This is a genomic window from Micromonospora sp. C28ISP2-4, assembly GCF_030519385.1.
GTDB classification, from domain to species: domain Bacteria; phylum Actinomycetota; class Actinomycetes; order Mycobacteriales; family Micromonosporaceae; genus Micromonospora; species Micromonospora tulbaghiae.
Map to the genome: position 1 here is coordinate 252,107 of NZ_JAUMKG010000004.1, position 16,664 is coordinate 268,770.

The following is a 16,664-nucleotide window of genomic DNA, read 5'->3' on the forward strand; positions in this document are numbered from 1 at the left end:
GTGGCACAGCCGCGCCCGCGAACCCAGCGTCGGCGCGGCCTAGCCGGGAACCTGTCCGCATATCGAGACGGGCGGGATCACCTCCTGGTTGCGGTAGACGGCGGCGCTCCAGCTCGGCCCGCCCGACGCCACGATCGGCGGTATCCGCGGCGCTCGGGACGGGCTGAGCAGGCTGAGGAACTTGTTGATCACCTGGACGACGGGTTCCAGGATCCGGTAGCCGATCCCGAACCGCGCGTGCACACCGAGCCCCACGCCCCGGCACAGCGCGTACGGGGCGCCGAGCGCGGAACCGATGGTGGCGCCGTACGAGGCGATCAGCTCGAACCAGATCCCGGCGGTGAACAGGAACGCGCTGATGCCCATGGTGAACCGGACGCCGTGGCGCACGACCAGGCCCATCACGCCGACCGGCACGCCGGTGAGCGAGTCGAGCAGGCTCACCCGGCGCGCGAAGCCCTCCGTCACGCGCGAGCCCACCTGGCCGCCCGCGTAGCCGAGCCCCAGCTTGCCGGCGAGCGCGTACTCACCGGCGCCGCGGAACGTGCCCCGGCGCGCGCCGAACGCGGTGGCCACCTCCAGCGTCTGGCTCACCGTGAACGACAGCGGCAGGCCGGCGACCAGCCCGATCGGGAACGCGATGTCGACCGGGACCGGGAACGTGCGGCTGTGGTTCTGCCCGCCGTCGATGCCGGCGGTGAAGTCCACCTTGATGCCGAAGCCGCCACCGATCTCCAGTTCGGCCCGGGTCACCTTGCCGGCGCCGACGGCCAGGTGGAACGACGCGGTGGGCCGTCCGACGGTCAGCGTCACGGTGCCGGCCAGCCGGAGGCCGCCGTCGTCGTACGTGAAGTGCGTGCCGACGCCACCGGCGCAGCAGAACGTCCGGACCCGGTAGCCGTGGGCGCCGGCGGCCGCCTGCCCGCCCGGCGCCGGTGGCGGCTGCGCGGGTGCGACGGCGAGCGGGCGCGACCGGCCCAGCGTGCCGCCGGCCGCCGCGGCGTCCCGGGTCCACGAGGGTTCACCCGCCACGTAGACGGTCGGGCGGTCGAGGGTGACGTCGTCCCCGCCGAACGTGCCGTCGCGGATCACCTCGGTGAGCGTGACCGGTCCGATCGTGACGACCAGGTCGCCGCCGGACTCGGCCACGTCGAGCACCCGGCCCACGCCGCGTCCGGTGAGGAACATGACCCGGCCGGGCGCGAGCCGGTCGGCGTGGCGGGCGCCGGGATCGAGCCGCCAGGTCAGCCCGTCCGGGCTCACCGACCGCACGGTCCGGCTGCCGCCCCCGACGAGCACCACGTCCGGTTGCAGCGTGACGTCCTTGCCCGGCGCCGGCGCCTGCCCGTACCGGGGGTGCCCGCCGTCGCCCTCGTCCGCCGGACCGGGCGTGGGCCCGCCGCAGCCGGTCAGCGCGAGCAGCACCACCAGGCCGGCCGCGAGCAGCCGCCGGCCGCGCACCGCCGCCGTCACATCCGCCCGGCGACGGTACGGGCGAGCCGTTCCAGCGGCGCCCGGTTCTCCTGCGGGTCGTTGAGCCGCATCAGCCGCACCGCGACCCACAGTTCACCCTTGCGCAGGAAGAACGCCTCATAGGTGAGCAGCGCCTCGTCGGCCGTCCCGGCCAGCTCGCGGATCTCGTGCCCGAGCTGCCGCTCGATGTCGAGGTACTTCTTGGCGCCCTCGCCCACGAACACCTCGACCTGGGCGGTCGGCCCGCTCACCGGTCCGGTGTAGGTGCACGACTGCCCGGCCGCCACCGGTTCGTCGAGCGGCGTGCCGGCGAGGCGCTCCGCGTCGGCCTTCGACACCAGCGCGCACGCCTGCGGGGCGGCGGCGTCGTCCACCGGTCCGGCGCTCGGCTCGGCCGGCGCCTCCCCGGTCGGCTCCGCGACCGGCGTGGCCGCACCGGGCGGAGCGCCACCGGCGGCCGGCGGTTCGTCGTCGCCGCAGCCGGCAGACGCGGTGAGCAGGGTCGCGGTCAACGCGAGCACGACCAGTCGGCGGGTTCGCACGTCTGCCCCGCTCAGGCCGGGATCGCGTCGAGCGTACGGCGCAGGATCTGTTCGTTGCCGGCGGTGCCGCCGCCGAAGCTGCTGATGGTCACCGTGTACGTGCCCTTGCCGTCGATCAGCACCGCCTCGCCGCGGACGTCCTTGACCGCGAGGTAGCCCCGCTCGCCCCGGTCCAGGTCGACGACCTTCTCGTACTGCTGGCCGGCCTGGTCGTACTGGTAGTCGTAGGTGGCCTTGCCTGCGGTGACGGAGGCGGTGGTGACCGCCAGCTGGGCGACGCCGTCGCCGAACGAGCAGTTCCCCTCGTCGCGCAGCTTCCGGTCGACCAGCTCGGAGACCTGGGCGGCGGTGAACGGGCACGGTGGCCGCACCTCGTCCACCGCGCCCGCGTCCACGTCGCCGCCGTCCTCGCCCGCCGCGGTGTCGGCCGACCCGCCGTCGAGGATCCCGTCGCCGGAGTCGCACCCGGCGGGCGCGAGCAGGGCGAGCAGCAGCAGGGGCAGGATCAGCCCTCGCGGGAGCCCGCCGTCGCGGCGGGTACGGGCGGTCCGGGCCGGTGTGAGCGCGTCAGCTGCCATGGCTCCGACGCTAGGCGCGTCGTCACCGGCCGTAATCGGGGGTTTCCCTATGCGGTGACCTTGTGGACGGGCTCGTCCGCCCCGGCGGGCGGCGCGTCCGCGCCGGTCTGCCGCCCCACCCGGACGGCGAGCCGATCCAGGTAGCCGATCATGAGCGCGGCGAACAGCAGCACGAACAGCACCAGCAGGGGCAGCGGCAGGACCAGGCCCAGCGGGAGCCCGCCGTCGGGGCTGAAGCGGCGGTCGGCGAGCATCTGCACCAGCACCGGTGCGGTCATGCTGTCCGGGCCCTGCCCCACGAGCATCGCCCACAGTGGCTGCTGGGCGTGCGCCAGCCAGGTCGGCAGCGCCGTCACGGCGAGCATCGGCAGCGCCGGCAGGAGCAGCGTACGGCCGGCGCCGCCGCCGGAGCGCCACCGGGCGTGCTGGCCGCGGAAGAGCAGCGTGAACGCGAACAGCGCGGGCACCGACAGCCAGACCGGCGGGATCAGGCCGAGGAACGAGCCGATCTGGTCCAACTCCCGGGTGCGCTCGAATCCGGCGATGGCGAGCGGGCCGACGCCGACGAACAGCCACGGCGCGAACGGCACCAGCAGCAGCTCGCTGTAACGCCCCAGCGGGCGCAGCGCGCCGATCCCGAACCCGGCGAGCGCCGCGAGGGCCACCGCGACGAGCGTGGACAGCAGCGGCGGCACCCACGTGTTGGCGAGCACCGTCGAGGTCGTGATCGCGGCGGGCAGACGCCCGGTGTCGGAGGAGAGGTTGCCCAGCCAGGGGGCCAGGGCCCAGACGGTCACGCCGACGACGACGAGGAGCGCGACCGCGAGCAGGCCGACGAACAGCGGCCGGCGCTCGGCGGAGGACTCTGGCAGCCCGGTGGCCGGCCGGTCCCGCCAGCCGTCGAACTCGATGCGCAGCCGGGTGGCCAGGACGAGCGCCACCGCGGCGAGCCCGAGCAGCCCGAGCAGCACCAGCAGCAGCGTCGACGTGGCGGACCCGAGACCGAAGCGCATCGTCCGGAAGGCGCCCTGCACGGTCGCCAACACCGGAGTGGCGGAGTCGCCCCGCGGGCCGCCGGCGGTCAGCACCGCCGGTGCGGTGTACGTCTGCAGGGCGGTGGCGAGGACGCCCAGGGCGAGCAGCCCGCCGACGGCGAGCATGGCGGGCGCGGGCCGGTGGCCGGGTTCGCGGCGGTGCAGGGCGCTCAGGTACAGCGTCGCGGCCGCCGCGACGACCAGACCGAACGTCACCTGCGCCAGCGTGGAGGCGAGGAACATCCGGGGGGACTGCAGATCCCGGGCGAGGGTGCCCGCCTCGATGCGATCGGCGCGTAGCCCGAGGAGCACGGCGACCGGCGCGTACGCGGCGAGCGGCAGCGCGAGCACGCCCCGGGTCACCAGGCGGGCGGCCCGGCCGGCCCGGTCGGCGAGCACCGCGAGCAGCGGCGCGACAAGCAGCGCCACCGCCAGCGGAACGAGGCCGAGCAGCAACGCGAACCCGATCTGCCCGGCGACCCCGTCGGTGAACACCGCCTCGTAGTTCGCCGTGCCGACCGACTCGCCCGAGCGACGCGGCCCGTCGGCCTCGAAGCTGCGGACCACGGTGGACAGCGTGGGCAGGACGTACGACCAGACCCAGGCGATCACCGCCGGGACGACCAGCGCCAGCCCGATCAGCGCGTGGGCCGGGCGGTACGGCTGCGTGAGCGGGGGCACCGGCGCTGTCGCCTGTGGCACTGCGGGCTGGCTCATCTGGACATCCACCTCGAAGATCGACGATCGCGGCCGCCGCGACGATAACCGACGCCGTCCACCCGCGCGCGGCGGCCGACGCGGCGGCCGGGTCCGGCCGGGTGCCGCCGGATAGGGTCGCAACGTGCGGACCAAGCAGGAGCTGTCGACGGCGATCCGGGAACGACGGCGGGCGGCGCTCGTGGTCAACGCCCACTCCCGCCGCGGCCGGCGGCTCTACGACACCGTCCACGCCCGCCTGCGCGCGGCCGGGTTCACGCTGCTCGGCGCGTACCCGGTGGACCGGCCCGGCGAGCTGGACCGGGTGCTCGCCGAGGCCGCCGACCTCGGGCCGGACCTGCTGGTCACCGGCGGCGGCGACGGCACCGTCGGCGCCGCGGCCCGGCTGCTCGCGCACCGGGACGTCGCGATGGGCCTGCTGCCGCTGGGCACCACGAACAACTTCGCCCGCACCGTCGGCGTCCCGCTCGACCTGGACGCCGCGATCGCGGTGCTCACCGACGGCAAGGTCATCGACGTCGACCTGGGCCTGATCGGCGACACCCGGTTCACCAACCACGTCGGGATCGGGCTGTCCGCCGACATCATGCAGGCCGCCCCGCCGGGGCTGAAACGGGCCGTCGGGCGGCTCGCGTACCCGATGACCGGGCTGGGGCTGCTGGCCCGGCACCGGCCGCTGGCCGTGACGGTCCGCGCCGAGGGCCGCGAGCACACCTTCACCACGCACCAGGTGTACGTGGCCAACGGCGGCTTCCACGCCGGCCGGCCCATCACCGCCGACGCCACCGCCGACGACCGGCTGCTGGTCGCGTACCCGGTGGGAGGGCCGACCCGGCGCGGGCTGCTGCGCGAGACGGCGCGCAACGCGGCCGCCGGCCACCGCCGCACCCTCGGCGAGGAGCCGTTCCTGGCGGTACGCCAGCTGTGGCTGGAGACCGACCGGCCGGCCCGCATCGAGGTCGACGGCGAGCCGTACGGGCAGACGCCGGTCCGCATCGGCCTGGACCCGAACGCGTTGCGCCTGATGGCCCGGGCCGACAGCCCGGATCACTGACCGGTCAGGCCCAGTGCTCCTCGTCGGGCAGTGGGATCTCCTGGTTCTGCTCCACCGCGTCGGCGGCGGTCAGGTCGTCGCGCACCGACTCGCCCAGGCCGGCCCGGTCGCTCGGCGGGCGCAGCACGCCCTGCTCGGCCAGGTCCGCCTCGGCCGCCTCGGGCACTGCCGCGCCGACCGTGTCGGGCGGTCCGACGAGTGTCTCGTCCTGCCGCTGTTCCTGCGCGTCGGCCTCGGGCGGCCGGCGCAGCGCGTCCTCGCTCATCGCGTCCCCGTCACGCCGTGCGCCGCACGTACGGCGCGCTCTGGTCGGCCACGTCGCCGTACTCGGCCGGGAGCTGCCCGACGACCTGGGCGTACGCGGCCGGGTCGACGGCGTCGCGCAGCACGTCGAACACCGCCGTGATCCCGTCCCGGGCCGCGTCCACGTCGACGTCGGCCCGTCCGCTCACCCGCTCCACGAACACGTCCAGCCCGAACGGCTCGGCGGCCTCGGCCGGGCCGAACGCGTACGCCCGCAGCGCCTCCGGCAGCCGGTCGGCGAGGTCGCGGGCCTCCCCGCCGTCGATGCGCTCGGCCAGCGTGGTGAGCGTCGCCCGGGTGATCGCGGTGGCCTGCTCCGCGGACGCGCCGCACCGCTGGGCCACCGCGCCGATGAACTGATCCTGGTCCATCTCGCCGCCTTCCTCCGCCGGGATGGCCGGATTCCCACGCTGGACGTCGGCAAACGGGCCGCGAGCCCGAGGCGCCGGCGCCGCCGGAGCGGGGGTAGCGTGCAGCCCGGAACCCGCAGCGAGGAGGCCCGGCAGTGCAGCCGACGATCGTGGACGTGCCCACCCCCGACGGAACGGCCGACGCCTACCTGGCCACGCCGGAGTCCGGCGGCGGGCCCTTTCCGGCCGTCCTGCTGTTCATGGACGCGTTCGGGCTGCGGCCCCGGGTCGCGGAGATGGCCGCCACGATCGCCGGCCGCGGCTACGTGGTGCTCGCCCCCAACCTGTTCCACCGCGCCGGGCGCGCCCCGCTGATCGACCTCGGCGCGCTCGCCGACGACAGCCGCCGGGCCGCCCTGTTCGAGAGCATCGGACCGATGATGGCCGCGTTGACGCCCGAGGCGGTCGCCCGCGACACGGCCGCCTACCTGGACTTCCTCGCCACCCGCCCGGACGTCGCGCGGGGCCCGGCGGCGATCACCGGCTACTGCATGGGCGGCACGAACGCGCTGCGCGCGATCGAGGCGCTCCCGGACCGGATCGCCGCTGTGGCCGCGTTCCACGCCGGGCGCGTGGTCACCGACGCGCCGGACAGCCCGCACCTGGCCGTCGGCGCGGTGACCGGCGAACTCTACTTCGGGCACGCCGACGCCGACCCGTCGATGACCGCCGAGCAGATCGCCACGCTGGAGAAAGCGCTGGACGCCGCCGGGGTGACCTACCGCTCCGAGGTGTACGCCGGCGCCCGCCACGGCTACACCCAGTCGGACACCCCGATGTACGACGAGCAGGCCACGCAGCGCCACTGGACGGCGCTGTTCGACCTGCTCGACCGCACGTACCGCCGCTGACTCCGAAGGGCGCGCGGGGGCACGGCCGACGATTCAACGGCCCGGGGCCGGGTAACCGCCGTCATGACCGACCGCCGCGCCGACGACACCGTCCGCTCGCCACTGGACCGGGCGGTCGAGCGGGGCGGTCTCGCGCTCTCCCGGGCCCGCGTCCAGGGCGGCGCGGCCGGCCGGAACCGGCTGCGCCAGCTGGAGATCACCGTGGTGATCTCCGCGCAGGCCGGTCTGGCCGCGGCGCTCGCCGCGCTGCTCGCCCAGGAACTGCTCGGTCCCGGCGCGCACGTCTTCGCCCCCGCCGCCGCGGTCGGCACCATCGCCACCGCCATCGGCCAGCGCGCCCGGCGCACGTTCGAGCTGCTCGTCGGCGTCGGCCTGGGCATCGTGGTCGGCGACCTGCTGCGCGCAGTGCTCGGCAGCGGATCCTGGCAGACCGGCCTGGTGGTCACGCTCGCCATCGCCACCGCGCTTCTGGTGGCCGGTCGCGGTGGCGCGCTCGTCGGCCAGGCCGGCGGTACGGCGGTGCTGATCGCCACGCTCGCGCCGGTGCAGCCCGGCCTGGAGCTGCCCCGCATCTTCGACGCGCTGGTCGGCGGCCTCGTCGGCCTGTTCGTGGTGGCGCTGCTGCTGCCGGTCAACCCGATCCGGGTGCTGGACCGGGCGGTGGAGCCGGTGGTCGCCCGGCTCACCGAGCAACTCGACGCCGTCGCGTGGGCGCTGACCCGACGCGACGCCGACGCGGCCCAGCGCGCCCTGGAGGACCTGCGCGGGATCGAACCGGACATCGGGCGGCTCAACGACGCGCTCAGCGGGGCCGAGGAGGTGGTCACCATCGCGCCCGCCCGCTGGCATCGCCGGGCCCAGTTCCGCAGGTACGCCGATGCGACCCGGCACCTCGAACGGCTGGTTTTGTACGCCCGCTCGATCGCCCGCCGCTCCGCCACCGCGTTGCAGTACGACGAGCCGGTCCCGCCCGCGCTGCCCGACGCGGTGGTCCGCCTCGGCGACGCGGTGCGGGAGCTGAAGCGGGCCTGCAAGTCCGGTGCGGACCTGGAACGCACCCGGGAACTGGTACGGCAGGGCGCCGAGCTGGCCGGGCGCGCGTGGTCGCAGGGTGTGCGCGCCTACGGCGAGGCGATGATCAGCGACCTGCGGACCGGGCAGAGCGAGTTGCTGCGGGCCACCGGCTGCCGGCCCGAGGACGCCAACGGCACCGTGCGCCGGGCCGCCGGCGCGGGGGAGGCGGAGGCGCGCCCGCCGGTCCGGGCCCGGATGAGCCGGCCCGTCCCGCGCCGGCCCGCCGGGCGCGGCGCGCCGGGGCGGCGCCCGGACATGTTCCGGCCACCGACCCGCGTCGCCTGACCCGGCCCGGCCGCCCGTCTGCGTCCGGCCGGCCGCCCGTCTGCGTCCGGCCCGGCCGCAGGCCACCGGACGTCGACTGGCACCTGCCGGGGCCGGCCCGGCTGGTTAGCGTCGGCGCATGGACATCCGTGAGGACGCGCCGGCCGCGCGATTCGCCGCACTGACCACCGCCCACGTCGCCGACGCCTGCCTGCGCGCCGGCGTTTCCGTCCGTTGCGCCCCGGCCGCGGTCGTCCCGGTGCTGCCCGGGCGGCGCCTGGCGGGCCGGGTCCGTCCGGCCCGGCACGCCGGCAGCGTGGACGTCTTCCTGGAGGCGATCGAGCAGGCCGCCGACGGGGACGTGCTCGTCGTCGACGACGACGGGCGCACCGACCGGGCCTGCGTCGGCGACCTCGTGGTGCTGGAGGCTCGGGCCGCCGGCCTCGCCGGACTTGTGGTGTGGGGCGCGCACCGGGACACGGCGGACCTGGTCGCGGTCGGGCTGCCGGTGTTCAGTCTCGGCGCCACCCCGAGCGGCCCGCTGGAGCTGGACCCACGCCCGGCCGGGGCGCTGGAGCAGGCCCGGGTCGGGCCGTTCACCGTCGGCCCGCGGGATCTGGCGCTGGCCGACGACGACGGGGTGCTGTTCGTACCCGCCGACCGGGCCGGGGAGCTGTTCGACCTGGCCGAGTCCATCCGGGACACCGAGCGCCGGCAGGCCGACCGGATCCGGGCCGGGGAGTCGCTGCGCGCGCAGGTCGGGTTCGGCGCGTACCTGACGGCCCGGCAGGCCGACCCGGCGCTGACGTTCCGGGCGCATCTACGGGCGGTGGGCGGCGCGATCGAGGAGTGACCTGCGTCAGCCGCCGCGCGCCCACAGCGCCAGGCGTACCCGGTTGGCGCTGCCGGTCTTGGTCATCAGGCTGGTGATGTGCGTCTTCACCGTGGTCACACCGATGTGCAGCCGGTCGGCGATCTCGGTGTTGGACAGCCCGTCGGCGACCAGGTCCAGCACGTCCCGCTCGCGGGCGGTCAGGTCGGCCGTACGCCGCGGCGCGCCGGCGCGGGCGTGCACCGCGCGGTCGACCAGCCGGCGCAGGACGTCCGGGCTGAACGGGCTGTCGCCGGCGGCGGCGCGGCGGACGCCGTCGAGCAGGTCGGCCGGAGGTGCGTCCTTGAGCAGGAACCCGCAGGCGCCCGCGGTCAGCGCGGGGTAGAGGTGGTCGTCGTCGCCGAACGTGGTGAGCACCATGATCCGGGTGGCCGGCCGGTCGGCGAGGATCCGGCTGGTGGCGGTGATCCCGTCGACGCCGGGCATCCGCAGGTCCATCACCACCACGTCGGGGCGTAGCCGGGCGGCGAGGGCGACCGCGTCCCGGCCGTTGTCGGCCTCGCCGACGACCTCGAGGTCGGGCTGGGCGTCGCAGAGCATCCGCAGGCCGGCCCGGATGAGGTGCTGGTCGTCGACCAGCAGCACCCGGATCACGCCGGCTCCGGCGTGCCCGCGCGGGGCCGGGGCGTGTGGTCGGCCGGCCCGGCCGGGGGCAGCACGGTCCGGACCCGCCAGCCGGACCCGGTGGGCCCGGCCTCCAGCCGCCCGCCGAGCACCTCGACGCGTTCCCGCATCCCGACGATGCCGTGGCCGCCGCCGGCGGGCACCACGGCCGGCGCGGCGCCGCGCCCGTCGTCGGTCACCGCCCAGTGCACCGCGCCGTCCTCGACCGACACGGTCAGCCGGGCCCGGGCCGCCGCGCCGGCGTGTTTCGCCACGTTCGTCAACGCCTCCTGGGTCAGTCGCAGCACCGCCTGGCCGCGTACCGCGTCGAGCGTGCCGACCGCCGGGTCGACGTCGGCCTCCACCACGACGCCCGCCTGCCGGGCCCGGTCGACCGCCGCGCCGAGCGCCGCCGGCAGCGCCGACGGCTCGATGGCGGTCAGGGCGGCGTCGTCGCGTACGCCGTCCGGGTCGCGCAGCACCGCCACCAGCCGCCGCAGGTCGGTCAGCGCGGCCGTGCCGGTGGCGTGCACGTCGTCGAACACCTCGCCGACCCGGGGATCGAGGTCCGGCAGCACGTGCCGGGCCACACCGACCCGCAGCACCATCGACGCGACGTGGTGGGCGAGCACGTCGTGCAGCTCCCGGGCGATGGCGCCACGTTCGTCGGCGCGCGCCGCCCGGCTCTCCGACTCGCGCCGGCGCCGCTCCGCCTCGGCCCGCTCCTCGGCCTGCCGCCCCAGTTCCCGGGTGGTCCGCACGACCAGCCCGAGCAGCAGCGGCAGGCCGACTGTGACGGCCAGCCCGAACAGGCCGGTGAACACCGCGCGGACCGGTAGCCCGATCAGGTCGGTCAGGTCGACGGCGGCGAGCAGCCCGGCACCCAGCCAGACCGTGCGCGGCCGGGTGGCCCGCATGGTCAGCTCCAGCAGCGCCCAGCTCGCACCGACCTGGTTGATCGTCACGTCGTCGGCCAGGACGAGCGCGGCGACCAGCAGGGCCGACTGGATCAGCAGGCTCACCAGGGGCCGGCGGTGGCACAGCAGCGCCAGCAGGAAAGCCGGGACCGCCAGCGCCCACTCCGTACCGGTGGCGGCCGAGTCCCCGTGCGGGCCGAAGACGAGGTAGCCGACGCCGCTGAGGTCCAGCAGCAGGATCCGCGGGAGCGTGTCACGCGCGTCGAACAACCGACCGACCCAGCTCACCGCGTCAGCCTAGGCAACCGGAGCGGGCGGAGGCCACCGCGTTCGCCGGCCGCGGCCGCCCCGGCGGTCCGAGGTGGACCGCCGGGCCGGACACCGCGGCGCTCATCCGACGAGCACCACACCGGTACGCCGGGTCCGGCGGCCCAGCACCAGCGTGGTGGCCGTCGCCGTGGCCACCACCAGCACCCCCGCCGCGGCGAGCGTGAGCGCGTCCGGCGCGAGCAGCGGTTGCCCGCGCAGCGCCTGCGCGGTCAGCAGCAGCGTGAGCCCGGCGTACGCGGCCGCGCCGACGAGCACCAGCCGGGCCCGGGTCAGCTCGTCCAGCCGGGCGCCGAGGAACCGGTCGAGCAGGATCGCCAGCAGCGGCAGTGCCTGCAACGCGTGCATCCCGACGAAGTGCCCGACGCGCAGGTCGCCGCCGGTGGTGCTCCAGCCGAGCAGCGGCAACCCCGGACCGCCGTCGGGCACCCCGACGCTGTGCGCTCCGCTGATCCCGGCGGGCGCGCCGGCCGGGCTCTGCGCCACCATCGGGAACGCGACGAGCATGCCGAGCAGGGACACGGCGAGGCCGAGCCGGACCGCGTATCCGCCGGCCCGGTCCGGAAGGGACCGGCGGGCCAGCACGACCGCGAGCACGAACTGGGCCGCGAACAGCACCGTGATCGCCACGCCCATGACGTCGAACAACACCGCGTTCAGCGTGGTGGTGCCGTTGAAGTGGCTGGTGGTGCCGCGGAGCACCTGAGCCACGATGACGGCCATCTCCACCACGGACATGGCCACGATCACTGTGGCGGCCCGCTCGGCCGCCCGGCTGCGGCGCGGCAGCAGGGACAGCATCCAGGCGAGCGTGACGCCGTAGAGCACGAACGAGATCGCGAACTTCAGCGGCTTGAGCCAGATGGGCGCGCCGGTCAGCACGCGCGGGTCGGCCACGACGCCGACCGCGGCGACGACGGTGAGCACCGCCATCGCGGAGACGAGGAGCATCAGGGGGCGGTGCCATCCGGCCGCCCGGTTCCGCAGGGTAGTCATGCCTGTAGATGCTCGTGACGCGCCGGGCCGGTCGCGCCCGCCCACAGGCCGCGTTCGCGGCCACGGGTCGGAGCGTGTCTCCTACTCCAGGAGGAGGCCGGGCGGTCAGTCCGGCAGCCGGGGCATCTCGACGCCCGGGTCGCGGCCGAGCAGCACGCCGCGGGTCAGCGCCCGGGAGCCGAAGCGGTCCCGTACCGCGTCGACGGCGGCGTCCAGCGCCGGGCCCGGTTCGGCGGTGAACGGCAGGGCGAGCTGCGTGTGCCCGCTGCCCAGGTTGCCCACCGAGACGCCGAGCAGCGTCACGCCACGTTCCGCGATCTGCGGCAGCGCGGCCCGCAGCAGGTCACTGGCGGCGGCCCGCAGCGGCCCGGTCTGCGCGGTCGGCTCGTCGAGCGTGTGCGACCGGGTGGCCCGGGTGTAGTCGGCGAAGCGCAGCCGCAGCGTCACCGTGCGGCCGGTGCGGCGGGCGGCGCGCATCCGCCCGGTGACCCGGTCGACCAGCCCGGCCAGCACCGCGTCCAGGTCGGCGGGGGAGTGCGGCCCGCGTCCCAGCGCGTGCTGAGCGCCCATCGAGGAGCGGCGGCGGCCCACCTGGACCGCCCGGGGGTCGCGGTTGTGCGCCAGGGCGTGCAGGTGCCGGCCGGCGCCCGCGCCGAGCAGCGACACCAGCGCCGGCTCGTCCAGCCGGGCCACCTGCCCGACGGTACGGATGCCGCGTTCGCGCAGCCGCGCGGCGGTGACCGGGCCGACGCCCCACAGCCGTTCGACGGGCAGCGGGTGCAGGAACGCCAGTTCCCGCTCCGGCTCCACCACCAGCAGCCCGTCCGGTTTGGCCACCCCGCTGGCCACCTTGGCGAGGAACTTCGTCCGGGCCACGCCGACGGTGATCGGCAGGCCGACCTCGCGGCGTACCCGCTCGCGCAGGCCGGCCGCGACGGCGGCCGGCGCTCCGGCGAGCCGCCGCAGCCCACCCACGTCGAGGAACGCCTCGTCGATGCTGAGCCCTTCGACGAGCGGGGTGGTGTGCCGGAAGATCTCGAACACGGCCCGGCTGGCGGCCGTGTACGCGGCCATCCGGGGCGGCACCACCACCGCGTCCGGGCAGAGCCGCCGCGCCTGCCGGCCGCCCATCGCGCTGCGTACGCCCCGGGCCTTGGCCTCGTAGCTGCAGGCGAGCACCACGCCGCCGCCGACGATCACGGGACGGCCGCGCAGCCGGGGGTCGTCGCGCTGCTCGACCGAGGCGTAGAACGCGTCCAGGTCGGCGTGCAGGATGGTGGCCTCGCTCGACACCCCGCCATCCTCGCACACATGTTCGAACGGATGTGCCTGACCTGCCCGGTCGCGTGCGGTCACCGTCCGTAGACCTCGAACTCGTAGAGCGAGAAGCCGTACGAGGTGGCCCGCGTGACGCCGTACATCCGTACGTGTCGTGCGGCGACCGGGGCGAACGTCACGTTGTCGACGCCGCCGTTGCCGGTGGTGGTGCTGAACACCGGCTGCCAGGAGTTGCCGTCACCGGAGACCTCGATCCGGTAGCCGGTGGCGTATGCGGCCTCCCACCGCAGCACCGCCCGGCTGATGGTCCGGGCCGAGCCGAGGTCCACCCGCAGCCACTGGTTGTCGTTGTAGCTGCTGGCCCACCGGGTGCCGAGACTGCCGTCGACCGCCTTGGCCGGGGTGTTGCTGGTCAGGAACTGGGTGCTGGACGCGGTGGCGGTGCGGCCCTGCGCCAGGTTGGTCACCGTGTCGCCCCGGCGCGCCGGGAACGAGACGACCTGCTGGTAGGTGGGCCGGTTCTGCCAGGCGATCAGCGGGTGGGTGATGCCGCCGAGCCCGGACTGGGCGATCGAGTCCGCGCACCACTGGTCGCCGGCCCCGCAGGACGAGTCTCCCGGGTAGACGGTGGTCGCCGGCGCCGCCGTGGCCTGGCCGAGCGTGTCGAGCAGCGCCTGCCGGCACGCGCCGAGGTTGCCGTTGCCGCAGTACGTGCGTCCGAGCCCGCCGGCCACCGGGTCGCCGAGCACGGCACGCAGATCCTTGTCGACGTAACCCCACCAGCCGTACTGGAACGCCGAGCCCTTGTGCGCCTGCCCCTGCGACGCCCAGTTCACGGTGCCGTCGCGGGCACCGTTCTGGCCGCCCGAGGGCGCCTCGTTGACTTCGAGCGCGTCGACGAGCGCGGCGTACAGGTCCGGGCCGAGGCCGGGGCGGAACTGCGCCGAGGTCAGCAGCGGCCACCAGGCGTCGAAGATCCGGATGGCGTCGGCGTGCTGGTAGACCTTCGACCCGGGCGACGTCTCCACCCGCCGCGACCCGGCCTGCTGCCAGGCCCGCAGCTTGCTCACCGCGGCGGCCAGCGCCGGATCGGTGACCGGCGTGCTGTCCAGCACCCGCAGCAGCTCGCCGAGCACCTGCTGACCGCGCAGGTCGGTCACCGCCGCCTCGGCGGTGATCCGGACGATGTCGGCGCGGCCGACCTTGCGCTGGGCGATCGCCGCCTTCACCGGACCGTCGAGCAGTTGACCCCGGTGCACCGCGCCGTAGCTGAAGTTGCCGTCGGCCGCGCCGAAGTCGCGCGCCTGCTTGTTGTTCCAGCTGACGTAGTAGTCCTGGTTGACCGACTGGGGGTGGGCCGACGCCGGGGCGTAGGTGGCGTCGTTGGTGTCCGGGTTCCAGCCCGCCCACTCGTACGCCGGCTCCGCCTTCGCCGGCAGGTTCGGGTCGAGCCCGGACGGGCGGACCGGGTTGGAGCCGGAGTTGAAGTACGCCGCCTCGGTCGAGTTGACGTAGAACCAGTTGAACGCGTACCCGACGCTGGCCGCGGACGCCTGGAACGCCGCCGCGCTGCCCATCGCCGCCGGGTCGTTGTACGCCTGGAAGCCGATCGCCGAGTCGGCCTCGTGCCGGTAGGTGGAGCGCAGCTTGGTGAACGCGGTGGGCTGCCCGTTCACCAGCCCCCGGTAGGCCACCAGCCCGTACTTGGTGCGCAGCGCGCGCAGCGTGTACGCGCCGGCCGGGGTGGAGTCGGCGAGCGTCGGCGACCAGGAGTTGCGCTTCTCCAGGACCTCCATGGCCACGCACTGGCCGCGGTAGAGGTAGCGGTTGGAGCGCAGCGTCGGCGCGCTGCCGTCGGTGGTGCACAGCGGCACCGCGTACGTGTCGGTCAGGTCCTGCGAGGCGGAGGTGGCGCTCCACGCGTAGTCCTGCCCGCGGCCGAGCAGGACGTAGAGGTTCAGTCCGGCGAACGCGGCGCCGCGTGCGCTGATCCCCGGCCCCTGCAGTTCCTGGAGCATGAGCAGTTGCGGGGCGAAGTAGCCGGTCTGCGGGCCGAACACGGCCACCGGGTTGCCGGTGGTGGTGTGCCGGCCGGAGACCACCACCGCGTTGGACATGCCGTGCGAGCGCAGGTTGGACAGGCCGCCGATCAGGTCCTTGGTGGCGGCGCTGCTGCCGGTGCGCGTGGCGGCCCCGCCGGTGGCGTCGTACGCGAGCGGCTCGGCGACGACCGTGCCGGCGTCGGGCAGCACCGCGCTGGTGGCGCCGGGCGGCGTCGCGCCGTACGGGAAGCTCTGCCCGTCGTGCAGCGTCAGCACGGTCTCCGGGTCGTTCTGCGAGCGGAACGCCGTCCAGACCCGGTCGCCCTCGGTCGGGCCGTACTTGGCCCGGGCGGCCACCCGGACCAGCGCGGACTGCATCTCGCTGCCGCCGCCCCCGCCGAACAGCCCGCCGATGACACCGGCGGTGGCGATCAGGTCGGTCATGGTGAAGTGCTTCGGCTTGCCGGCGCCGGTGAGCACGTACTCGCCGGGGTAGTTGTCGTCGGCGATCGACTTGTCGATGTAGGCGTTGATGCCGGCGATGTAGTCGGCGACGTCGGTGTAGAGCTGCTGGCCCCGGGTGCCCTTGAGGCGCAGCGCGTCCACCTGGGCCTGGAGGTCCGCCTCGGTGTAGGGCGAGTTGGCCCAGACGCTCTGCTCCAGCTCCCGGTTGCCGGGGGCGCCGCCGGCGAACGAGGTGACGTTGCCGCGGCCGACGTGCCGCAGCAGGTCCATCACCCAGAGCCGGTCCTGGGCGCCGGCGTACCCGGCGCCGAACATGGTGCCGGCGCGGGTGGTGCCGGTGACGTGCGGGACGCCGGTGGCCTTGTCCCGCACGATGGTGACGTCCGAGCGCGGCGAGATCCTGCTCTCGACCTGCGCGTCGGGGACGCCGAACGAGGCGTCGTTGTAGAAGTGGGCGATCTGCTCGTCGGTCAGCCCGGCGTAGTTGTAGACGAGGTTGGCGTACTCGTCGAGCTGGTCGCTGGAGTGCGCCGGCCGGGTGCCGAGCGCCTGGTGGGCCAGGATGCCGGCGAGTGTGGCGTTGCCGTTCTGCCCGGGGGGCAGGATGTCGGCGCACTGGCCGAGGCAGTAGTCGTCGGGGGTGAACGTGGTGGCGGCGAGCGCCGGTGACGGCGGGGTGACGGTCAGGACGCTCGCGGTGAGGGCCGCGGCGGTGAGCGCCGCGAGGCGGGCGCGGATGGCGGGTCGTGGCATGGCGATCCTCCGGGGACGCGGAGCAGGGCCGTTCGGTACGCCCGGCTGACGGCGTCTCGGCCTCCGTGCCCGGGCGTCCTGCCCGGAGGTG

At 75.4% G+C, this 16,664-nt stretch carries 15 protein-coding genes; 4 read left to right on the top strand and 11 right to left on the bottom strand.

What is annotated here, in order from left to right; all coding sequences use genetic code 11:
- Positions 1–39 precede the first annotated feature (39 nt).
- Genes Q3W68_RS17320 through Q3W68_RS17335 form a run of 4 tightly spaced genes read right to left on the bottom strand, consistent with a single transcriptional unit; the run spans position 40 to position 4,344 of the window.
- The gene (locus Q3W68_RS17320; RefSeq protein WP_302906418.1) at positions 40–1,473 is read right to left on the bottom strand and encodes a hypothetical protein; all 1,434 of its coding nucleotides are present in this window, start codon (positions 1,471–1,473) and stop codon (positions 40–42) included.
- On the bottom strand, positions 1,470–2,015 hold the full coding sequence (locus Q3W68_RS17325; RefSeq protein ID WP_302906419.1) for a hypothetical protein: 546 nt from the start codon (positions 2,013–2,015) through the stop codon (positions 1,470–1,472). Before Q3W68_RS17325 ends, Q3W68_RS17320 begins: the two co-directional genes overlap by 4 nt.
- Before the next feature lie 11 nt (positions 2,016–2,026).
- Positions 2,027–2,593 carry a hypothetical protein gene (locus Q3W68_RS17330; protein WP_302906420.1) on the bottom strand — a complete coding sequence of 189 codons (567 nt, stop codon included), beginning with the start codon at positions 2,591–2,593 and terminating at the stop codon, positions 2,027–2,029.
- Positions 2,594–2,640: 47 nt separating this feature from the next.
- The gene (locus tag Q3W68_RS17335; protein WP_302906421.1) at positions 2,641–4,344 is read right to left on the bottom strand and encodes a sugar ABC transporter permease; all 1,704 of its coding nucleotides are present in this window, start codon (positions 4,342–4,344) and stop codon (positions 2,641–2,643) included.
- A gap of 124 nt (positions 4,345–4,468) precedes the next feature.
- Between Q3W68_RS17335 and Q3W68_RS17340 the strand changes: the two genes are divergently transcribed.
- Positions 4,469–5,398 (top strand): diacylglycerol kinase family protein, encoded by a 930-nt coding sequence (locus Q3W68_RS17340; RefSeq protein ID WP_302906422.1) that lies wholly within the window; start codon positions 4,469–4,471, stop codon positions 5,396–5,398.
- A gap of 4 nt (positions 5,399–5,402) precedes the next feature.
- On the opposite strand, the gene Q3W68_RS17345 is transcribed toward Q3W68_RS17340, so the two are convergent.
- Positions 5,403–5,663, bottom strand: coding sequence for a hypothetical protein (locus Q3W68_RS17345; protein WP_302906423.1), 261 nt, complete (start codon positions 5,661–5,663; stop codon positions 5,403–5,405).
- 10 nt (positions 5,664–5,673) lie between these two features.
- Positions 5,674–6,072, bottom strand: coding sequence for a DUF2267 domain-containing protein (locus Q3W68_RS17350; RefSeq protein ID WP_302906424.1), 399 nt, complete (start codon positions 6,070–6,072; stop codon positions 5,674–5,676).
- Positions 6,073–6,206: 134 nt separating this feature from the next.
- Between Q3W68_RS17350 and Q3W68_RS17355 the strand changes: the two genes are divergently transcribed.
- The 3 genes from Q3W68_RS17355 to Q3W68_RS17365 all read left to right on the top strand — a co-directional run bounded on the left by Q3W68_RS17355 (position 6,207) and on the right by Q3W68_RS17365 (position 9,153).
- Positions 6,207–6,962, top strand: a complete 756-nt coding sequence (locus Q3W68_RS17355) for a dienelactone hydrolase family protein (protein WP_302906425.1) — start codon at positions 6,207–6,209, stop codon at positions 6,960–6,962.
- Positions 6,963–7,025: 63 nt separating this feature from the next.
- Positions 7,026–8,321, top strand: a complete 1,296-nt coding sequence (locus tag Q3W68_RS17360) for an aromatic acid exporter family protein (RefSeq protein ID WP_302906426.1) — start codon at positions 7,026–7,028, stop codon at positions 8,319–8,321.
- 118 nt (positions 8,322–8,439) lie between these two features.
- Positions 8,440–9,153 carry an RraA family protein gene (locus tag Q3W68_RS17365; protein ID WP_302906427.1) on the top strand — a complete coding sequence of 238 codons (714 nt, stop codon included), beginning with the start codon at positions 8,440–8,442 and terminating at the stop codon, positions 9,151–9,153.
- A gap of 6 nt (positions 9,154–9,159) precedes the next feature.
- Here the strand turns inward: Q3W68_RS17365 and Q3W68_RS17370 are convergent, their stop codons facing one another.
- The 5 genes from Q3W68_RS17370 to Q3W68_RS17390 form a co-directional block, all read right to left on the bottom strand.
- Positions 9,160–9,786, bottom strand: a complete 627-nt coding sequence (locus Q3W68_RS17370; RefSeq protein ID WP_128139301.1) for a response regulator transcription factor — start codon at positions 9,784–9,786, stop codon at positions 9,160–9,162.
- Complete coding sequence (locus tag Q3W68_RS17375) at positions 9,783–11,000, bottom strand: sensor histidine kinase (protein WP_302906428.1); 1,218 nt, start codon at positions 10,998–11,000, stop codon at positions 9,783–9,785. Before Q3W68_RS17375 ends, Q3W68_RS17370 begins: the two co-directional genes overlap by 4 nt.
- A gap of 102 nt (positions 11,001–11,102) precedes the next feature.
- Positions 11,103–12,035: a hypothetical protein gene (locus tag Q3W68_RS17380; protein WP_302906429.1), complete on the bottom strand. Its 933-nt coding sequence runs from the start codon at positions 12,033–12,035 to the stop codon at positions 11,103–11,105.
- Positions 12,036–12,140: 105 nt separating this feature from the next.
- Positions 12,141–13,328, bottom strand: coding sequence for a DNA polymerase IV (dinB, locus tag Q3W68_RS17385; RefSeq protein ID WP_302906430.1), 1,188 nt, complete (start codon positions 13,326–13,328; stop codon positions 12,141–12,143).
- 59 nt (positions 13,329–13,387) lie between these two features.
- Complete coding sequence (locus tag Q3W68_RS17390; protein ID WP_302906431.1) at positions 13,388–16,573, bottom strand: penicillin acylase family protein; 3,186 nt, start codon at positions 16,571–16,573, stop codon at positions 13,388–13,390.
- Between the last annotated feature and the right edge of the window lie 91 nt (positions 16,574–16,664).

Coding starts and splice junctions, on each gene's coding strand:
- Q3W68_RS17330 (WP_302906420.1), bottom strand. CDS start 2,593: ATGGCAGCTGACGCGCTCACACCGGCCCGGACCGCCCGTACCCGCCGC.
- Q3W68_RS17335 (WP_302906421.1), bottom strand. CDS start 4,344: ATGAGCCAGCCCGCAGTGCCACAGGCGACAGCGCCGGTGCCCCCGCTC.
- Q3W68_RS17345 (WP_302906423.1), bottom strand. CDS start 5,663: ATGAGCGAGGACGCGCTGCGCCGGCCGCCCGAGGCCGACGCGCAGGAA.
- Q3W68_RS17350 (WP_302906424.1), bottom strand. CDS start 6,072: ATGGACCAGGATCAGTTCATCGGCGCGGTGGCCCAGCGGTGCGGCGCG.
- Q3W68_RS17360 (WP_302906426.1), top strand. CDS start 7,026: ATGACCGACCGCCGCGCCGACGACACCGTCCGCTCGCCACTGGACCGG.
- Q3W68_RS17365 (WP_302906427.1), top strand. CDS start 8,440: ATGGACATCCGTGAGGACGCGCCGGCCGCGCGATTCGCCGCACTGACC.
- Q3W68_RS17380 (WP_302906429.1), bottom strand. CDS start 12,035: ATGACTACCCTGCGGAACCGGGCGGCCGGATGGCACCGCCCCCTGATG.
- Q3W68_RS17390 (WP_302906431.1), bottom strand. CDS start 16,573: ATGCCACGACCCGCCATCCGCGCCCGCCTCGCGGCGCTCACCGCCGCG.